The organism is Mesorhizobium sp. B2-2-3 (assembly GCF_006442405.1).
Classification (GTDB): domain Bacteria; phylum Pseudomonadota; class Alphaproteobacteria; order Rhizobiales; family Rhizobiaceae; genus Mesorhizobium.
On sequence record NZ_VFWC01000001.1, the window covers coordinates 164,837 to 182,832 of the forward strand.

Sequence of the window (17,996 nt, forward strand, 5' to 3'; positions counted from 1 at the left end):
CATGGTGCGGGACACCCGCGACAATAAAATTCAAGCCAGTCCTTGACCTTCCAGTTACTGGAAGGACTACCTCCGGCTCGAAGCAGTTCGATAGAGGCATTCGAAATGACGCATTCAGATCACGATCATCACGCGCATGGTGGTTGCTGCGCGGCAAAAGGTGCGGCCGTGGATGCGGGCGCCGTCACACGCGATCCGGTCTGCGGCATGACCGTCGATCCAGCCGCCGGCAAGCCGACATCGCAGCATGCTGGCCGTCTCTATCATTTCTGCAGCGAAAGCTGCCGTTCGAAATTCCGGGCCAAGCCGGAAACATACCTGACCGCCACCGACCCCGTCTGCGGCATGAGCGTGGACCGCGCCACGGCAAAGCATTTTCTGCGCCATGACGGCCAGGGCTTCTATTTCTGCTCCGCCGGCTGCAAGTCGAAATTCGAGGCGGCGCCGCAAACCTATCTCGGCGACAGACCGGCGCCGGAAGCGATGCCGAAGGGCACGCAATACACTTGCCCGATGCATCCCGAGATCATCCGTGACAAGCCCGGCTCCTGCCCGATCTGCGGCATGGCTCTCGAGCCGATGGGCGTTCCGACCGGTGACGAGGGGCCAAATCCCGAACTGGTCGATTTCACCAGGCGGTTCTGGGTCAGTGCGGTGCTCTCGGTGCCCCTTCTCATCGTCGCCATGGCGCCGATGATCGGTCTGTCGTTCGAGAAGCTGGTCGATGACCGGACAAAAGTCTGGATCGAGCTGGCGCTCGCGAGCCCGGTCGTGCTTTGGGCCGCATTTCCGTTCTTTCATCGTGGTTGGGATTCGATCCGCAACCGCAGCCCGAACATGTGGACGCTGATTTCGCTCGGCGTCGGTGCGGCCTATCTCTACAGCGTCGTCGCGACGCTGTTCCCGGACATTTTTCCGCATCAGTTCCGCGGCCATGGCGGGGCGGTGCCGGTCTATTTCGAGGCCGCAGCCGTCATCGTCGCGCTGGTCTTTCTCGGCCAGGTGCTGGAACTGCGCGCCCGCGAAAAGACCGGCTCGGCCATCCGCGCCCTGCTCGACCTTGCGCCCAAGACCGCCCGCCGCATAGGAGAGGACGGTTCCGAGAGCGATGTGCCGCTGGACAGCGTCAAGGCCGGCGAGCGCCTGCGCATCCGGCCCGGCGATGCCGTGCCGGTCGATGGCACCGTGCTCGAAGGCCGCTCTTCCATCGACGAATCCATGATCACGGGCGAACCGTTGCCGGTCGAGAAAGCCGAAGGTGATGTCCTCACCGGCGGCACGCTCAACAAGAACGGCTCGCTGATCATGCGCGCCGAGCGGATCGGCGCCGAGACCACGCTCTCGCGCATCGTCGAGCTGGTCGCCAAGGCGCAACGCTCGCGCGCGCCGATACAAGGGTTGGCCGATCGCGTTTCCTTCTACTTCGTCCCGGCTGTCGTTCTGGTCGCCATCGCTGCCTTTGTCGCCTGGGCGATCTTTGGGCCCACGCCCAGCCTGATCTTCGCCATCGTCTCGGCGGTCTCGGTGTTGATCATCGCCTGTCCCTGCGCACTCGGCCTCGCCACGCCGATGTCGATCATGACCGCCACCGGACGTGGCGCCCACGCCGGCGTGCTGATCAAGGAGGCCGCCGCGCTCGAACGCTTCGCTTCCGTCGATACGCTGATCGTCGACAAGACGGGGACACTGACCGAAGGCCGGCCGAAACTGACGGATGTCGTGGCGGCCGATGGGTTTTCGGAGGAGGAATTGCTGGGCCTCGCCGCGAGCCTGGAGAAGGGCTCGGAGCATCCCCTGGCCGAGGCTATTGTCGAAGGCGCCGCGACCCGCGGTGTAAGGGTCGCCGAAGCCAATGGCTTCGAGGCGGTCACCGGCAAGGGTGTTTCCGGTGCCGTTTCGGGCAGGAATGTAGCGCTCGGCAACGCCGCGATGATGCGTGATCTCGGCGTCGACGTGTCCACCGTTTCGGCCGCGGCCAAGGCGCTGCAAGGCGATGGCAAGACGGCGATGTTCGTCGTCGTGGACAGGAAACTGGCCGGCATCGTCGCCGTCGCCGATCCGGTCAAGGCGACCACCGCCGAGGCGATCAAGGCCCTGCACGACAGCGGCTTGAGGATCATCATGGCGACCGGCGACAATGAGCGCACGGCAAACGCGATCGCCAGAAGCCTCGGCATCGACGAAGTCCGCGCCGGCCTATTGCCGGAACAGAAGGGCGCGCTGGTCGAGGAATTGCGCGGCAAGGGCGCCGGCGTCGCCATGGCCGGCGACGGCGTCAACGACGCACCGGCCTTGGCCGCCGCCGATGTCGGTATCGCCATGGGCACCGGCGCCGATGTCGCCGTCGAAAGCGCCGGCATCACTTTGGTCAAGGGCGACCTCAACGGCATCGTGCGTGCCCGCACACTGGCGCAGGCGACCATCCGCAATATCAGGCAGAACCTGTTCTTCGCCTTCCTCTACAATGTGCTTGGCGTGCCGGTCGCGGCCGGCGTGCTCTATCCGCTGACCGGCACGCTGTTGTCGCCGATGCTGGCGGCGGCGGCGATGAGCTTGTCGTCGGTCTCGGTCATCGCCAATGCGTTGCGGCTGAGGACATTGAAACTTTGAGCCGATCCCCCAAATACGAAACCCGATCAACAGGAGACCATCAATGACCTTGGCCAAGAAAATCGTGCTGCTGCTGATGGCGGCTGGAATGCTGGTTGCCGTCTTTCTCGAAAGCGTTCCCGCACAAAGCGAGGAGATGAAGCACGACATGGCCGGCATGGCGACGGGGGCGGAAGGCCCGTCGACCGCAGGCTACAAGGCGGCGATGGACAAGATGCACGCCGACATGATGGCCTCCAAATACACCGGCGATGCCGACGTCGATTTCGTCCGCGGCATGATCCCTCACCACCAGGGCGCCATCGACATGGCCAGGGTCGAACTCGCCAACGGCAAGGACCCCGAGATCCGCAAGCTGGCCGAGGCGGTCATCGCGGCGCAGGAAGCCGAGATCAAGCAGATGCAGGACTGGCTCGCCGCCCATCCGGTGAAGTAAGCTTTCGCGGCTCGGCGAGAACGCCTCTGAATTTCTCGTCCGGCCTGTGATGCGATCCCGTCTCAACTGGAGCCTGCCATGCCATCGAGCGTCAGAACCACCACGCTGCCCTGCGGCGAAGCCATCCCCGTTCTCGGCCAGGGCACCTGGAAAATGGGCGAGGATTCGCGCCGCCGCGCGGAGGAGGTGAATGCCCTCAAGCTTGGTCTCGATCTCGGCGTCAAGCTGATCGACACCGCCGAAATGTACGCCAGCGGCGGCGCCGAGGAGGTGGTGGCCGAAGCCATTGCCGGGCAGCGTGCCGAGGTCTTCCTGGTCTCGAAGGTGCTGCCGTCCAACGCCTCGCGCGCCGGCGTGCAGCGCGCCTGCGAAAACAGCCTGAAGCGCCTCGCCACCGACCGTATCGATCTTTATCTGCTGCATTGGCCGGGCAGCGTGCCCCTGGCCGAAACCGTCGAAGCTTTCGAGGCGCTGAAGAAAGCCGGCAAGATCCGCCACTGGGGCGTCAGCAATTTCGACACAGGGGAGATGGAAGAGCTGGTCGGCCTGCCCGACGGCGGCAACGTCCAGACCAACCAGGTGCTCTACAATCTGGTCCGGCGCGGCCTTGAGTTCGATCTGGCGCCCTGGAGCCGGAAACGCGGAATTCCTCTGATGGCCTATTCGCCGGTCGAGCAGGGCGCCTTGGCGCGCAACGCCAGTTTAGACGCGGTCGCAGCCCGCCATGGCGTGACACCGGCGCAAATCGCACTGGCCTGGGTGATGCACCAGGATGGCGTCATCGCCATTCCCAAGGCCAGCAGCCAGGACCATGTCCGCCAGAATGTCGCGACACTCGACATCGAGCTTACGCGCGAAGACCTCGCCGACCTCGACCGCGCCTTCCCGCCGCCGAGCCGCAAACGCGGGCTGGAGATGATCTGAGCGTTGTCGGTGAAGCTGCCAATCTCCCCCCTCGAGGGGGAGATGCCCGGCAGGGCAGAGGGGGGCGCTGTCCCGCCAACATATTAATTTTTACAACGACGGCTTCCGCGCTGGCATGCTCCGGCGGGCATCGTCAGGGGGCAAGTTAATCAAGGCCGGCACTCTACGAGGCCCCCCTCTGTCCTGCCGGACATCTCCCCCTCAAGGGGGGAGATTGGCGGTTTCGGCGATACCGCCGTGCCAGCAGGTTCAATTTACGTCCCCGCCAACCCCTTCAACCGATAAAGCGCTTCCAGCGCTTCCCTCGGCGTCATCTCATCGGGATTGATGTCACTGAGTGCGAAGCCCAGCGCGTCGCTCTTGACCGGCTTCTGCGCTTCCCGCTTCACCGCCACTGAAAACAGCGGCAGGTCGTCGACCAGCCGGTTGGTCTTGCCCGAAACCTCGCCTTCCTCGAGCTGGTGCAGCACTTCCTTGGCACGGTCCACCACCGCCTCCGGCAGGCCGGCCAGCCGCGCCACCTGGACGCCGTAGGAGCGGTCGGCCGCGCCCTTGCCGACCTCGTGCAGGAAGACGACGTCGTTCTCCCATTCCTTGACCCGCATGGTGACGTTGTGGAGCCGCGCCAGCTTGCCGGCAAGCGAGGTCATTTCGTGGAAATGCGTGGCGAAGATCGCCCGGCAGCGGTTCTTCTCGTGCAGATATTCCACCGCGGCCCAGGCGATCGACAGGCCGTCGAACGTGGCGGTGCCGCGGCCGATCTCGTCGAGGATTACCAGCGCCCGTTGGCCGGCCTGGTTGAGGATCGCCGCCGTCTCGACCATCTCGACCATGAAGGTCGATCGGCCGCGCGCCAGATCGTCCGAGGCGCCGACGCGGGAAAAGAGGCGGTCGACGACGCCGATATGGGCCGATGTCGCCGGGACGAAAGAGCCGGTCTGGGCCAGGATGGCGATCAGCGCGTTCTGCCGCAGGAATGTTGATTTACCCCCCATATTGGGGCCGGTCAGCAGCCAGATCGCGCCGTTCTTGGCGCTGCCCTCCGGCGACAGGTCGCAGTCATTGGCCACGAACGGCCCTTCGCCGGAGCGCCGCAGCGCCTGTTCGACCACGGGATGGCGCCCACCCGAAATCTCGAAGGCAAGGCTGGCATCGACCAGCGGCCGGCACCAGGCCTCGCTTTCCGACAAAAGCGCGAGCGCCGCCGACACGTCCAGCACGGCGAGCGCATCGGCCCCGGCGCGGATCTTCTCCGCTTCGCCGACCGCTTCCGCCGTCAGCGCGTCGAAGGCCGCAAGCTCGATGCTCAGCGCCCGGTCGGCGGCATTGGCGATCTTTGTTTCCAGCTCCGCCAGCTCCGTCGTGGTGAAGCGCATGGCGTTGGCCATGGTCTGGCGGTGGATGAAGCGCGCCTTGGCGCCGTCGCTGCCGGTCATCACCGCGTGGTGGTTGGCGGTCACCTCGATGTAGTAGCCGAGCACATTGTTGTGCCGGATCTTCAGGGACCGAATGCCGGTCTCCTCGATCAGCGAACGCTCCAGCCCGGCGATCACTTTTCGCGACTCGTCGCGCAGCGCCCGCATCTCGTCGAGCTCGGCGTTGTAGCCGCCTCGGATGAAGCCGCCGTCGCGCTTCAGCAGCGGCAGTTCCTCGCCAAGTGCCTGCGTCAGATGCCCGGCAAGCGCGTGCGGCAGCGCCCGGATGGCGGCGAGCGCCGCCGCCAATTCCTGCGGCAGGGCGGTCGCGGCAAATATCCCCGCGATGGTGCCGGCCGCCTCGAAGCCGGCGCGCAGCGCGCCGAGGTCGCGCGGGCCGCCGCGGTTGAGCGCCAGCCGCGACAACGCGCGCGGCATGTCGGCGACGCTCTTCAGGCTCGCCCGCACCGCCTGGCAAAGCCGCGTCTCGGAACGGAAGAACGACACCGAATCCAGCCGCGCGGCAATTGCCGCCGGATCGGTCAGCGGTGCCATCAGCCGGTCGGCGAGCAGCCTGGCGCCGCCGCCGGTCACCGTGCGGTCGATCGCCTTGAACAATGAGCCTTCACGGCTGCCCGACAGCGTGCGCAGCAGTTCCAGGTTGCCGCGCGTCGCCGGGTCGATGAACAAAGTCGAGCCGGCCTCCTCGCGCTCGGGCCGCGACAGCGGCGGCCGCTCGGCCTTCTGCGTCTTTTCGACATAGGCGATTGCGCCCGAGATCGCCGACAGCTCGGCCCGCGAAAACGCGCCGAAGCTGTCCGGCGTCGCCACCTCGAAGAAGCGGGCGATGCGCGCGGCCGCCGAGGCCGAATCGAACAGGCTCGGCGGCTGCGGGTTGGCGACGCGGCCGAGCACGTCGAATACCGATCGCAATTCGGGATCGTGGAACACCGGCTCGGCGACGATCAGTTCGCGCGGATCGACGCGGAAGATGTCGGCCAGCAGCCGGTCGGCGGTGGTGTCTGTGACCCGGAAAGCCCCGGTCGAAATGTCGATCCAGGCCAGGGCAAAGCTTCCTTGGGTCCCGGTCGCGCCGCCGCGCTCCCCACTTCTTGGATCGCCGCCGCCCTTCACTCGTCCCAGCGCCATCAGGAAACTCGATTCCGACGGCGCCAGCAATTTGTCCTCGGTGATGGTGCCAGGCGTCACCAGCCGCACCACATCGCGGCGCACCACCGATTTGGAGCCGCGCTTCTTGGCTTCGGCCGGATCCTCGATCTGCTCGCAGACGGCGACGCGGAAACCCTGCGCGATCAGTTTCTGCAGATAGTCGTCCGCCGCATGCACTGGCACGCCGCACATCGGGATGTCGTGTCCCTGATGCTTGCCGCGCTTGGTCAGCACGATGCCGAGCGCCCGGCTCGCCTTCTCCGCATCCTCGAAGAACAGCTCGTAGAAATCGCCCATCCGGTAGAACAGCAGCGAATCCGGGTTCGCCGCCTTGATCTCGATGAACTGCTCCATCATCGGCGTGACGCCGCCAGCGGCTGCCGGCGTGATCGCCTCGGGAGCGTCCGGTTCGTTTTGAATGTGCATGTTCATGCGCTCACGCTAGCAGATGTGGCGGCGGGGTTTAATGCCGGCCATTGGAAAAGCAGGGGAAGAACGGAGATCAACCACCATTGAACGCCATGCGTCCTTCCGACGCCAGTTCGGTAACGCTTGGCGGTTTACACGCGGCGGCGCGTAGTCTTAATTCGGAATCACACAAGGCACCCGCCTCAAGGAGGTGCCGCATGGCGAGGAAATCAAAAGCATCATGGCAAGGAAAACCGAAAACAGCGGTCCGTCCGTTAGCGCGCAGGAAGCGCTCGAATTCCACGCCATGGGGCGGCCCGGCAAGCTCGAGATCGTCGCCACCAAGCCGATGGCCACGCAGCGCGATTTGAGCCTCGCCTATTCGCCTGGCGTTGCCGTGCCGGTGCTGGCCATCGCGGAGGATCCCAGCCGCGCCTTCGACTACACGTCGCGCGGCAACATGGTCGCCGTCATCTCCAACGGCACCGCGATCCTGGGCTTGGGCAATCTCGGCGCGCTGGCCTCCAAGCCGGTCATGGAGGGAAAGGCGGTGCTGTTCAAGCGCTTCGCCGACGTCGATTCCATCGACCTCGAGGTCGACACCGAGGACGCCGACGAGTTCATCAACTGCGTGCGCTTCCTTGGGCCCTCCTTCGGCGGCATCAACCTGGAGGACATCAAGGCGCCGGAATGCTTCATCATCGAGCAGCGGTTGCGCGAGCTGATGGACATCCCGGTCTTCCACGACGACCAGCACGGCACCGCCATCATCTCGGCCGCCGGCCTGATCAACGCGCTGGAGATCACCGGCCGCGACATGAAGACCACCAGGATGGTCTGCAACGGCGCCGGTGCGGCCGGCATCGCCTGTATCGAGCTGATGAAGGCGATGGGCTTTGCGCCCGAAAACATCATCCTGTGCGACACCAAGGGCGTGGTCTTCCAGGGCCGCACCGATGGCATGAACCAGTGGAAGTCGGCGCATGCGGTCAAGACCGACGCGCGGTCGCTGGCCGAGGCGCTGGACGGCGCCGACGTCTTCCTCGGCCTTTCCGCCAAGGGCGCGCTGACCACCGCCATGGTGCGTTCCATGGCCAAGAACCCGATCATCTTCGCCATGGCCAACCCCGATCCCGAGATCACGCCCGAGGAAGTGGCGGAGATCCGCACCGACGCCATCATGGCGACCGGGCGTTCGGATTATCCCAATCAGGTCAACAACGTGCTCGGCTTCCCTTATATTTTCCGCGGCGCGCTGGATGTGCGGGCCACCACCATCAATGACGACATGAAGATCGCCGCCGCGCGTGCGCTTGCCGACCTGGCACGCAAGGACGTGCCCGACGACGTCGCCGCAGCCTACCAGGGCAACCGGCCGAAATTCGGCCCCAACTACATCATCCCGGTGCCGTTCGATCCGCGCCTGATCTCGGCCATTCCGCTGGCCGTCGCCAGGGCGGCGATGGATTCTGGCGTCGCCCGCAAGCCGATCCTCGATCTCGACCGCTACGCGCAGGAGCTGTCGGCCCGCCGTGATCCGATCGCCTCGACCTTGCAGCGCATTTACGACCGTGTGCGCCGCCAGCCCAAGCGCATCGTCTTCGCCGAGGGCGAGGAGGAGCAAGTGATGCGCGCCGCCGTCTCCTATGTGAACCAGCGGCTCGGCACCGCCATCCTGCTCGGCCGCGACGACGTCATCAAGGAGAACGCCAGGCACGCCGGCATCGACCTCGACAAGCAGGGGCTGGAGATCATCAATGCTCGCCTGTCGCGCCGCAATTCGGTCTATACCGATTATCTCTACGAGCGCATGCAGCGCAAAGGTTTCCTGTTCCGCGACTGCCAGCGCCTGATCAACAACGACCGCAACCATTTCGCCGCCTGCATGGTGGCGCTGGGGGATGCCGACGGCATCGTCACCGGCGTCACCCGCAACTATTCCACCGCGCTCGACGATGTCAGGCGCGTCATCGACGCCAAGCCGGGCCATCGCGTCATCGGCGTGTCGATCGTTTTGGCGCGCGGCCGCACCGTGATCGTCGCCGACACCGCCGTGCACGACATGCCGAACGCCGAGCAGATCGCCGATATCGCGGAGGAAGCGGCAGGCTTTGCCCGCCGCATGGGCTATGAGCCGAGGCTCGCCATGCTCGCCTATTCCACCTTCGGCCATCCCCACGGCGAGCGCTCCGAGCGCATCCAGGAAGCCGTGCGCATCCTCGACAAGCGCCGCGTCGATTTCGAGTATGACGGCGAGATGGCCGCCGACGTCGCGCTCAACGCCCGTGCCATGGCGCAATACCCGTTCATGAGGCTGACCGGCCCGGCCAATGTGCTGATCATGCCGGCCTTCCACTCCGCCTCGATCTCCACCAAGATGCTGCAGGAGCTCGGCGGCTCGACGGTCATCGGCCCGCTGCTGGTCGGGCTGAACAAGCCGGTGCAGATCGTCTCGCTGAACGCCAAGGACAGCGATATCGTCAACATGGCGGCGATCGCGGCCTACACGGCGGGGACCTGAGGAAGGTCCGCGCGTCGGATGCGAAAGCTGCGGCGGATCTGGTCGCGCTTAACCCGCGGAAAACACCCGCGCCGCCTCGACGACCTCCTTGACCTGATCTTGCCGCAGCAGGTCGATGGGAATGCGCTCGTCGAGCGGCGCCGAGGGGCGGGTCAGCCACAGCCATGCCAGCCTCGGATTGCCGATCAACGACAGCACCTCTCGAATACCCGCCACCGGCCTGCCGTCGACGAACTGCGCCAGCGGGAAGACGTGCTTGCGGCCGCCCTTGCGCAAGGCGACCACCTCGCCCCGCCTTTGCCAGCGGTGCAGGGTCGAGCGGGCAATGCGCAGGTGTTCCTCCAGATAGGTCGAACCGGCGACCCGCCCGGCCCAGTCTTCGATCAGCATCGATTCGAGGTCGTCGGACTGGGTGCGCGGAAGCGGGGAGGCGGGGCCGTCGAAACCCGCCGATGGATTTGTGGCGCCCGCGGTGCCGGCTTCGCTGCGGCGCGCGGCTTCCACGGCCAGCGCACGCACGAATTTCGACGCCAGCCCCGGAAGGTCGGCATGAATGGCATCGATGGCGCGCTGATGCGTCGGCGATAGCAAGGTGACGGCTGACGCTATGCTGCCGGCGATCTTGCCAACCGAGACCATGGTGGGTTTGTTGATGGCCTCGTCATAGTGGGCGAGCGCCCGCTCGACCTTCTCCGCGACCATGTCCGCGAAGTCGTCTTGTTTAAGACCGGTTATGTGAAATCTGTTCATGCATCTGTCTTCGGGCCGCGAGCGCTCCTCCCCGACTGCGCCCGTTGCTGAATTTCTAATGTGGAAAGCGGAAATCGCGGCGGCAACAAATCCGGCCGCCCGACAGCTTGCTTTCTTGCATCTTGGCACCCCAACTGGTTGAGGGCGCCCAAATGTCAGTCAAAGGGCGCCCAGATTGCGTGTAGGTGCGATGTGTGACAGCCGCGCGACGGTGAAGCTGCCGATCTCCCCCCTCGTGGGGGAGATGCCCGGCAGGGCAGAGGGGCGCGCGAAGGATCGCTAGGTTGCGGTGGTTCCCTTCCGCGTGCCCATACTCTTCGAACTGGCGCCCCGACATGACAGTACGCTCATGCCGTTCATTTCGGGCTTGGCGGCAGTGTAGAACCCTGGATATGCCAGCGGGACAGCGCCCCCCCCCTCTGGCCTGCCGGCCATCTCCCCCACGAGGGGGGAGATCGGCAGCTTCACCGCCCCCCTACAGCAGCCCCGCCAGCTCGGCCTCGCGACGCAGATTCTGCCTTGGCCTCGGCCCGATCTGCTGGATCACCAGGCCGGCCGCCAGTGAGCCGAGATCGCCGCAGGTCTTGAGGTCGCGGCCCTGGGTATAGCCATGCAGGAAACCTGCGGCATAGAGGTCGCCGGCGCCCGTCGTGTCGACCAGCTCCTTGATGGCGGTCGCCTGGATGACGACGGTCTCGTCGCCGCGCGCGATGACGGAGCCTTTTTCCGAACGCGTCACGGCGGCGACCTTGCAGTCCTTGCGGATCTGGGCCAGCGCCTCGTCGAAGGACGAGGTCTGGTAGAGCGACTTGATCTCGTGGCTGTTGGCGAAGACGATGTCCACGGTGCCCGAGCGCATCAGCTCGAGGAACTCGTCGCGGTAGCGGTCGACGCAGAACGAATCCGACAAGGTCATCGACACTTCGCGGCCCGCCGCGTGCGCCAGCTTGGCCGTCTGCCGGATCGCCTCCTTGGCGCGCGGCGGATCCCACAGATAGCCCTCGAAATAGGTAATCTTGGCGCCCGACGCCTTGTCGGCCTCGACATCCTCCGGCCCGAGCTCGACGCAGGCGCCGAGATAGGTGTTCATAGAGCGCTCGCCGTCGGGGGTGACGAAAATCATCGAGCGCGCCGTCGGCGGCTCGCCCTGAAGCGGCTTGGTGTCGAAGGCGACGCCCTGGGCGTGGATGTCGTGGGCATAGATTTCGCCCAAAGCATCGTTGGAAACCTTGCCGAAGAAGGCGGCGCGGCCGCCGAAGGAGGCAACGCCGGCCGCCGTGTTGCCCGCGCTGCCACCGGACGCCTCGATCGCCGGGCCCATGCGGCTGTAGAGTAGCTCGGCGCGGTGCGTGTCGATGAGGTTCATCGCGCCCTTGATGATGCCATTGGTCTCCAGGAATTCCTCTTCGCACTGGGCGATGATGTCGACAATCGCATTGCCGATGCAAAGCACGTCATAGTCCGGCATCAATGTCTCCGCCAAAATCCGCGCCGGCTTCTTGCCATGCCGGCCGGGCGCGGGTCTAGCGATTTGCAACCGGTTTGCCTAGGCCATGTTCATATCGCGTGACGCCCAGGAGCTACGACAATTCGGTCGTGGCCGAAGCATTTCACCGCGGCTTTGCCTAAAAAGGGCCGTTCGATCCCGGCCCGAAGGCGGCAAGCCCATGCCTGAAAGAAACGACATGAACACCGATCTGGCGCTGCTCGCCCTCCTGGCGGTGCTTTGGGGCGCCTCCTACACCTTCATCAAGATCGGCGTCGAGACGATCCCGCCGGTGACGTTCATCGCCGCCCGCACCTTGATCGCGGGCGCGATCCTGCTGGCCATCATCCGCTGGCGCGGGCTCGCCATGCCGGGCGATGCAGCGAGCTGGCGTCGTTTCGCCTTCCAGGCGTGCCTCAACAGCGTCATCCCGTTCACCCTGATCGCCGCCGCCGAGCGCTCGGTGGATGCCGGCCTCGCCACCATCCTCAACGCGACGTCGCCTATCTTCACCTTCCTGTTGACCGCGCTCATCACCCGCCATGAACCGGTGACGCTGCGCAAACTGATCGGCGTCGGCGCCGGCATTGCCGGCATCTGCCTCATCGTGGGCACACAGGCGCTGGGCGGTCTCGGCCATGAACTTTGGGCGCAGCTTGCCATCGTCCTTGCAACGGTCTGCTATGCGGGGGCGGCGATCTTCGGCCGAGGCTTCAAGGGCCTCGACCCGATGCTGCCCGCCGCCGGCTCGATGCTCTGCGGCGCCGTCATCCTGGTGCCGCTCAGCCTCGCCGTCGACCAGCCCTGGACCTTGGCGCCGTCGACGGCGTCGATCCTGGCCTTGCTCGGCCTGTCGGTGTTTTCGACCGCGCTGGCCTTCGTCATCTATTTCCGCCTGATCCACACGCTGGGCTCGGTCGGCACGACCTCGCAGGCCTATCTGCGCGTGCCGATCGGCGTCGGCATCGGCGCCGTTTTCCTTGGCGAAAGCCTGGGTTCGACGGCCTGGCTCGGCATGGCCTTCGTCGTCGCCGGCGTCGCGGCCATGACCATTCCCACCCGCAAGCCGGCGCTCGCACAATAGGCAGACAGGGCAATCGCCTCAGACCAAATGGCTCCGATTGTCGAGGTAGCGCCGCCCCTCATCCGCCTGCCGGCGTTCGTCACTCGAAAAGCCAAGCAGTTGGCTTTTCGTCCGCTTCGCGGACCGCTCCTCCAACTCCCCGTAAGTGACGGGGAGAAGGGCGCTGTCATCACTGATCTCGCCAATCACCACGTTGCGATGGAGGCACCGGGGTTGGCGCCAGCTCCTCTCTCCCCGTTCTACGGGGAGAGATGTCCGGCAGGACAGTGAGGGGCGGCGCCGGCGCTCGCAAGAGGGGTGATGCGGAGAGTTCGAAACCTGAAACGACCGCCTTGACCCACGGCAGGCAATAGAGCTTGTGACCGGCGAACCTGCTGCCTATCCTCCCAGGGGCAATCCGTCGAAGCGAGGAAGCATCGTGATCTCCAGCGCCGCCCGCGCCGCCGCCGGCCAGTTGTTCTCGCCCGAATTGCGCGCCGTCTTCCTCAAGACGTTAGGCCTGACTGTGCTTGCTCTGGTCGGCCTGTGGTTCGGGCTGACCAGCCTCGTCGAGTGGCTGGCGCTGCCATGGCTGCACACGCTCTTTCCCGGCCTGCCGTCCTGGGCCGGTTGGCTGGGCGGCATCATCGCGGCCATCGCGCTTGCCTTCGGCATGGCGCTGCTCGTCGCGCCGGTCACGGCTGTCGTCGCCGGGCTGTTCCTCGACGATGTCGCCGAAGTGGTGGAGCGTACCGATTATCCCGGCGATCCGCCCGGCCGCGCCATGCCGGCCCTGCGCTCGCTGGTGTTGGCGATAAAGTTCTTCGGCGTCGTCGTTTTGGGCAACATCGTTGCCCTGCTGCTCCTGCTGGTGCCAGGCATCAACATCGCCGCCTTTTTCATCGTCAATGGCTACCTGCTCGGGCGCGAGTTCTTCGAATTCGCCGCCATGCGCTTCCGTCCGGAAGAAGAGGCCAGGGCCTTGCGCCGACACCATGCCGGGACGGTCTTTCTCGCCGGCCTGGTCATAGCGGCCTTCCTTGCCGTGCCGGTGCTCAACCTAGTGACGCCGCTCTTCGCCGCAGCCATGATGGTGCATCTGCACAAGGCGATCTCGGCCCGGCCCGATCGGGGGAGCAAGCCGTTCCGTTGATGCGCCAGTCCCTACCGCAGCAGAAAGCCGCGCCCCAGTTCGTCGTCGGGCTCGACGATGAATTCCGCCCGGCCGCAATAGTAGGCGCGGCCGCCGACGCGGGCGATGATCGCTTCATGCGGTCCGGCTTTCGCCATCCGCGCCACCGCGCCGGAAAAGCGCGAGCCGGCGATGCTCTCGAAAGTGCGTGTCTGGCCTGTTGCGATCTCACCCTTGGCGTGCATCGCCGCCAGCCGGGCGGTCACGCCGGAACCGGTCGGCGACCGGTCGACCTGCGCCTCGGCGAAGACGCAGACGTTTTTCGTCGGCTCACCCGAAAACGTGTCCCGCCCGTCCGTCAAAATGGTGCCGTAGAGAAAGGCGAGGTCGACATGGTCGGGGTGTGACAGGGGGAATTCCTGCTTCAGCCTTTCGGTCAGCGCCGTCGCCGCATCGACGAAATCGCGCACCCGATCGCGGCCGAATTCCAATCCGAACTGGTGGCAGTCGGCCAGCGCGTAGAAGGCGCCGCCATAGGCGATGTCGAAGCCGATCGCGCCGTAGCCGGGCAACTCGATCCTGCGGTCGCGTGCGAACAAGAAAGCCGGCACGCTTTCGAACGACACAGCACCTGCCTTGCCGTCGCGCACCTCGACCGAGGCAATCACCATGCCGCAGGGCGCCTCGATGTTGACCATCGTCACCGGTTCCCGCTTGGCCACCAGCCCTTCGTCTACGGCATAGCGGCCGAGCGCGACGATGGCGTGGCCGCACATGGTCGAATAGCCCTCATTGTGCATGAACAGCACGGCAAGGTCGGCGCCCGGCAAATCGGGCTCGACCAGCAGCGCGCCGTACATGTCGTAATGTCCGCGTGGCTCGAACATCAGGATTTTCCGGAGATGATCGAGATGGTCGCGCACATGGGCGCGCTTTTCCAGGATCGTGCCCTTCGGGATATCGGGATAACCCCCGGTGACGATCCTCAGCGGCTCGCCGCCGGTGTGCATGTCGACGACGGTCAGCGTCATGTGTCCGGCCCGCTTATCCCGATTTGCCAAACAGCGCCTGCAACTTGCCGAAGGGCATGGCGGCGCGGGCGAAGCCGAACGTGCCGTCCTGCTGGATCTCGCGCGCCGCCGTTTCCAGCATGCCATAGGCGAAGTTGGTGAGCCATGGCCCAAGCGAAACGCGCTTTGCCCCGGCCTTGGTCAGATCGGCAATGGTGAAGTCGGGCCTTGCCATGACGTTGACCGGCTTGCTCACCGCCGAGCAGACCGTGCGCACCATCTCGACGTCGCCGATGCCCGGCGCGTAGAGCACGTCGGCGCCCGCCTTCTCGAATGCCTGCAGCCGCTTGATCGTGTCGTCGAGGTCGGACTTGCCCCAGAGGAAGTTCTCCGCCCGCGCGGTGAAGACGAAATCGCGTTTCAGCGCGCGGGCCGCTTCCGCCGCCGCCGCGACGCGCTCCACCGCGTGCGAAAAATCATAGATCGGCTTGTTCGGGTCGCCGGTGTGGTCCTCGATCGAGCAGCCGGCAAGGCCGGCGGCTTCAGCCGCGAAGATGGTTTCGGCGGCCTGCTCGGCGCTGTCGCCCTTGCCGCGTTCGAGGTCGGCCGAAACCGGCAGCTCGGTTGCCGCCGTCACCTCGCGGCAATGATGGATCATCTGGTCGAAGGTCACCGCGCCGTCCGGCAGGCCGCGCGAGAAGGCGAAACCGGCGCTGGTCGTCGCCAGCGCCTTGAAACCGAAGGATCCAAGCAGCTTCGTCGTGCCGACGTCCCAAGGGTTGGGCATGACGAAGGTCGAGGCATGCAGGTCGCGAAAGATCTTGCCCTTGTTCATGGAAGTTCCCCCATCGTGTTGAGTGCGATGGCGCGGATTTTAGCTTGCCCGCCTTGCCCGGGCAAACGAATGCGGTTGGCTCAGAAGCGTTTCGCGTTCTCTGCTGACAATTCGTCCGGCGCGTCCCTGCAACCCCGTCAAACCCGGCGCCGATCAGTGGATCGGCACCAGTCCGGCCAGTGTGCGCATGTCGTCGAACAGGATGCCGCCGGCTCGCATCAAGCCGTCACGGTCGCTGTAGGGATCGCCATGATAGGAAAATACCCGCATGCCGGCGGCGATGCCGGCCTGCGTGCCGGCGACGCTGTCCTCGATGACGATGCAGTCGGCAGGCGCAAAGCCCATCGTCTTGGCCGCATGCAGGAAGAGGTCCGGAAACGGCTTGCCGCGCGCGACCATCGTCGAGGAAAACATCGCATGTTCGAACAGCGGCAGCAGGCCGGTCTGGCCAAGCGTGATGTGCATTTTCGACACCCTGGCCGAGGTGGCGACGCAATAGGCGATGCCGGCCGCGCGGACAGCCTCGACGAACTCCCGGACATAGGGAATCGCCTCGACCCCATGGGCGAACAGGTCCGGCAGCCCTGCATTCCAGCGCTCGACGAAGTCTGCGCCGAGCCTGACGCTGGTCTCTTCTTCGATCTGCTTCTGCACTGAGACCATGCTGCGGCCGGAGAAGTTCTTGCGGCAATATTCAAAGCTGGTGGGATACCCGGCTTCGCTCAGCCATTCGGCGAGACGCCGGTTGGCCAGGTTCTCGGTATCGACCAGAATCCCGTCGCAGTCGAAGATGACAAGTTTCGGTATGTTCATCAGGCCGTGCCGGTCGAGCCGAACCCGCCCGAACCGCGCGCCGTGCCGCCGGCCAGGTCGCGCTCTTCGACGCCCGCCTGCGTCACCGCGGCGAACACGATCTGGGCAATGCGCATGCCGCGCGTCACCGCAAAATCCTCGTCGCCGAGATTGACCAGCAGCACCTTCACCTCGCCGCGATAGTCGCTGTCGATCGTGCCCGGCGTGTTGAGGACGGTCAGCCCGTGTTTGAAGGCAAGGCCGGAGCGCGGCCGCACCTGGCCTTCCATGCCTTCGGGGATTTCCAGGATCAGTCCGGTCGGCACCAGCGCACGTTTTCCCGGCAGGATCAGCAGCGGCCGATCGTCGGGCACCGCCGCGCGCAGGTCCATGCCGGCGGCGCCGGGGCTTTCATAGGCAGGGAGGGGGAGTCCTTCCCCATGCGGCAACCTTACGAAGCCGACGGTCGGACCGATGACGGAGGAATTTTGGATGGCTGCGCGCATAAAATCGATCCTATCGGCGCGATTGCCGATTCGGTCAATTCGCCCTCGACCCTATCAACGGCTTTCTTTCGGGCATCACTATGGCCGGAGCCAATCCTTAGCGCACTTCCATCGGCACCACTGTGGTCTCCTTGATCTCCTCCATCACGAAGGACGCCGAAACGTCCGACAGCGCCACCTTGGCGATCAGCCGCTGGTAGAGCCGGTCATAGGCCTTCACGTCGGCGACGCGGGCGCGCAGGACATAGTCGAGGTCGCCGGACATCCGGTAGACTCCGGTGATCTCGGAAAATCCGGTCACCGCCGCCCGGAATTTCTGCAACCACTCGGGATCATGATTTGAGGTCCGGACCAGGATGAACACGGAGAGGCCGAGCCCGAGCTTCTCGGCATCGACCAACGCCACCCGGCCGGTGATGACGCCATCCTCCTCCAGCCGCTTGACGCGTCGCCAGCAGGCGTTGCGCGACAAGGCCACCCGCTCCGACAGCTGATCAACAGACAACGTGCCGTCGCGTTGCAATTCGGCGAGCAATTTCCGATCGATTTCGTCGATTTCGATGGCCATGTGGGATGTTTGTCCCACGAACAAGCAAAATACAAGGACATTTTGAGACCGATGAACCGACGAACCGTGCCAGGATACCCCCTATCGAGAACCTGAAGCGCTGAAGGGGAAGCAACATGTCGGTCGCACGGATTTTCACCTCCCATCCGGCCAAGGTCGGCGAAACCTATTTCGGTCACATGGCCTTTGCCGCCTGGTTTTCCTCGCGCCTGCTGACGGCCGCCGGGGCCGCCCTCGTTCACGCTTTCTTGCCATTTCTGTTCGAGACTACCGCCAGCCGAATCGTCCGCGAACTTTACGAGCGGACGCACAACAGAGGTTCGCACGCGGTCAAGGAGCCCAAGGCCCTTCCGGACCGCGCCTAGGAACG

15 protein-coding genes are annotated in these 17,996 nt (G+C 65.3%); 7 read left to right on the forward strand and 8 right to left on the reverse strand.

Going from position 1 to position 17,996, the window contains the following annotated elements; translation table 11 throughout:
- Positions 1-105: 105 nt before the first annotated feature.
- From FJ951_RS00745 to FJ951_RS00755, 3 genes are all read left to right on the forward strand, one after another.
- Positions 106-2,610 carry a heavy metal translocating P-type ATPase gene (locus FJ951_RS00745; RefSeq protein ID WP_140512964.1) on the forward strand — a complete coding sequence of 835 codons (2,505 nt, stop codon included), beginning with the start codon at positions 106-108 and terminating at the stop codon, positions 2,608-2,610.
- Positions 2,611-2,653: 43 nt separating this feature from the next.
- Positions 2,654-3,046: a DUF305 domain-containing protein gene (locus FJ951_RS00750; RefSeq protein WP_140512966.1), complete on the forward strand. Its 393-nt coding sequence runs from the start codon at positions 2,654-2,656 to the stop codon at positions 3,044-3,046.
- Positions 3,047-3,124: 78 nt separating this feature from the next.
- Positions 3,125-3,970 carry an aldo/keto reductase gene (locus FJ951_RS00755; RefSeq protein ID WP_140512968.1) on the forward strand — a complete coding sequence of 282 codons (846 nt, stop codon included), beginning with the start codon at positions 3,125-3,127 and terminating at the stop codon, positions 3,968-3,970.
- 254 nt (positions 3,971-4,224) lie between these two features.
- Here the strand turns inward: FJ951_RS00755 and mutS are convergent, their stop codons facing one another.
- The gene (mutS, locus tag FJ951_RS00765; protein ID WP_140512970.1) at positions 4,225-6,987 is read right to left on the reverse strand and encodes a DNA mismatch repair protein MutS; all 2,763 of its coding nucleotides are present in this window, start codon (positions 6,985-6,987) and stop codon (positions 4,225-4,227) included.
- A 217-nt stretch (positions 6,988-7,204) separates the two neighbouring features.
- Here mutS and FJ951_RS00770 point away from each other — a divergent pair, with 217 nt between their 5' ends.
- Complete coding sequence (locus FJ951_RS00770; RefSeq protein WP_140512972.1) at positions 7,205-9,484, forward strand: NADP-dependent malic enzyme; 2,280 nt, start codon at positions 7,205-7,207, stop codon at positions 9,482-9,484.
- 48 nt (positions 9,485-9,532) lie between these two features.
- Here the strand turns inward: FJ951_RS00770 and FJ951_RS00775 are convergent, their stop codons facing one another.
- Positions 9,533-10,234, reverse strand: coding sequence for a hypothetical protein (locus FJ951_RS00775; protein ID WP_140512974.1), 702 nt, complete (start codon positions 10,232-10,234; stop codon positions 9,533-9,535).
- 475 nt (positions 10,235-10,709) lie between these two features.
- Positions 10,710-11,702 (reverse strand): adenosine kinase, encoded by a 993-nt coding sequence (locus tag FJ951_RS00780; RefSeq protein ID WP_140512976.1) that lies wholly within the window; start codon positions 11,700-11,702, stop codon positions 10,710-10,712.
- A gap of 199 nt (positions 11,703-11,901) precedes the next feature.
- Here FJ951_RS00780 and FJ951_RS00785 point away from each other — a divergent pair, with 199 nt between their 5' ends.
- Together FJ951_RS00785 and FJ951_RS00790 are read left to right on the forward strand one after the other, a co-directional pair.
- The gene (locus FJ951_RS00785) at positions 11,902-12,804 is read left to right on the forward strand and encodes an EamA family transporter (protein WP_140512978.1); all 903 of its coding nucleotides are present in this window, start codon (positions 11,902-11,904) and stop codon (positions 12,802-12,804) included.
- A 418-nt stretch (positions 12,805-13,222) separates the two neighbouring features.
- Complete coding sequence (locus tag FJ951_RS00790) at positions 13,223-13,936, forward strand: sulfate transporter family protein (RefSeq protein WP_140512980.1); 714 nt, start codon at positions 13,223-13,225, stop codon at positions 13,934-13,936.
- 11 nt (positions 13,937-13,947) lie between these two features.
- Here the strand turns inward: FJ951_RS00790 and FJ951_RS00795 are convergent, their stop codons facing one another.
- From FJ951_RS00795 to FJ951_RS00815, 5 genes are all read right to left on the reverse strand, one after another.
- Positions 13,948-14,946, reverse strand: coding sequence for a proline racemase family protein (locus FJ951_RS00795; RefSeq protein ID WP_140512982.1), 999 nt, complete (start codon positions 14,944-14,946; stop codon positions 13,948-13,950).
- Positions 14,947-14,959: 13 nt separating this feature from the next.
- The gene (locus tag FJ951_RS00800) at positions 14,960-15,760 is read right to left on the reverse strand and encodes an oxaloacetate decarboxylase (RefSeq protein ID WP_140512984.1); all 801 of its coding nucleotides are present in this window, start codon (positions 15,758-15,760) and stop codon (positions 14,960-14,962) included.
- A gap of 153 nt (positions 15,761-15,913) precedes the next feature.
- A complete protein-coding gene (locus tag FJ951_RS00805) occupies positions 15,914-16,573 on the reverse strand; it encodes an HAD family phosphatase (RefSeq protein ID WP_181167621.1) in 660 nt (219 codons plus the stop codon).
- Entirely contained in the window at positions 16,573-17,058 is a 486-nt protein-coding gene (gene dut, locus FJ951_RS00810) for a dUTP diphosphatase (protein WP_140512986.1), read from the reverse strand. The genes FJ951_RS00805 and dut overlap by 1 nt, the downstream gene beginning before the upstream one ends.
- Before the next feature lie 97 nt (positions 17,059-17,155).
- The gene (locus tag FJ951_RS00815; RefSeq protein WP_140497095.1) at positions 17,156-17,626 is read right to left on the reverse strand and encodes an Lrp/AsnC family transcriptional regulator; all 471 of its coding nucleotides are present in this window, start codon (positions 17,624-17,626) and stop codon (positions 17,156-17,158) included.
- A gap of 116 nt (positions 17,627-17,742) precedes the next feature.
- On the opposite strand from FJ951_RS00815, the gene FJ951_RS00820 reads away from it, so the two are divergent.
- Positions 17,743-17,991 carry a DUF6356 family protein gene (locus tag FJ951_RS00820; protein WP_140512988.1) on the forward strand — a complete coding sequence of 83 codons (249 nt, stop codon included), beginning with the start codon at positions 17,743-17,745 and terminating at the stop codon, positions 17,989-17,991.
- The last annotated feature ends 5 nt before the right edge of the window (positions 17,992-17,996 follow it).

Bases quoted from the DNA above. Each gene is read 5' to 3' on its own strand.
- FJ951_RS00745 (WP_140512964.1), top strand. From the start codon at position 106: ATGACGCATTCAGATCACGATCATCACGCGCATGGTGGTTGCTGCGCG.
- FJ951_RS00750 (WP_140512966.1), top strand. From the start codon at position 2,654: ATGACCTTGGCCAAGAAAATCGTGCTGCTGCTGATGGCGGCTGGAATG.
- FJ951_RS00755 (WP_140512968.1), top strand. From the start codon at position 3,125: ATGCCATCGAGCGTCAGAACCACCACGCTGCCCTGCGGCGAAGCCATC.
- mutS (WP_140512970.1), bottom strand. From the start codon at position 6,987: ATGAACATGCACATTCAAAACGAACCGGACGCTCCCGAGGCGATCACG.
- FJ951_RS00770 (WP_140512972.1), top strand. From the start codon at position 7,205: ATGGCAAGGAAAACCGAAAACAGCGGTCCGTCCGTTAGCGCGCAGGAA.
- FJ951_RS00775 (WP_140512974.1), bottom strand. From the start codon at position 10,234: ATGAACAGATTTCACATAACCGGTCTTAAACAAGACGACTTCGCGGAC.
- FJ951_RS00780 (WP_140512976.1), bottom strand. From the start codon at position 11,702: ATGCCGGACTATGACGTGCTTTGCATCGGCAATGCGATTGTCGACATC.
- FJ951_RS00785 (WP_140512978.1), top strand. From the start codon at position 11,902: ATGCCTGAAAGAAACGACATGAACACCGATCTGGCGCTGCTCGCCCTC.
- FJ951_RS00795 (WP_140512982.1), bottom strand. From the start codon at position 14,946: ATGACGCTGACCGTCGTCGACATGCACACCGGCGGCGAGCCGCTGAGG.
- FJ951_RS00800 (WP_140512984.1), bottom strand. From the start codon at position 15,760: ATGAACAAGGGCAAGATCTTTCGCGACCTGCATGCCTCGACCTTCGTC.
- FJ951_RS00805 (WP_181167621.1), bottom strand. From the start codon at position 16,573: ATGAACATACCGAAACTTGTCATCTTCGACTGCGACGGGATTCTGGTC.
- dut (WP_140512986.1), bottom strand. From the start codon at position 17,058: ATGCGCGCAGCCATCCAAAATTCCTCCGTCATCGGTCCGACCGTCGGC.
- FJ951_RS00815 (WP_140497095.1), bottom strand. From the start codon at position 17,626: ATGGCCATCGAAATCGACGAAATCGATCGGAAATTGCTCGCCGAATTG.
- FJ951_RS00820 (WP_140512988.1), top strand. From the start codon at position 17,743: ATGTCGGTCGCACGGATTTTCACCTCCCATCCGGCCAAGGTCGGCGAA.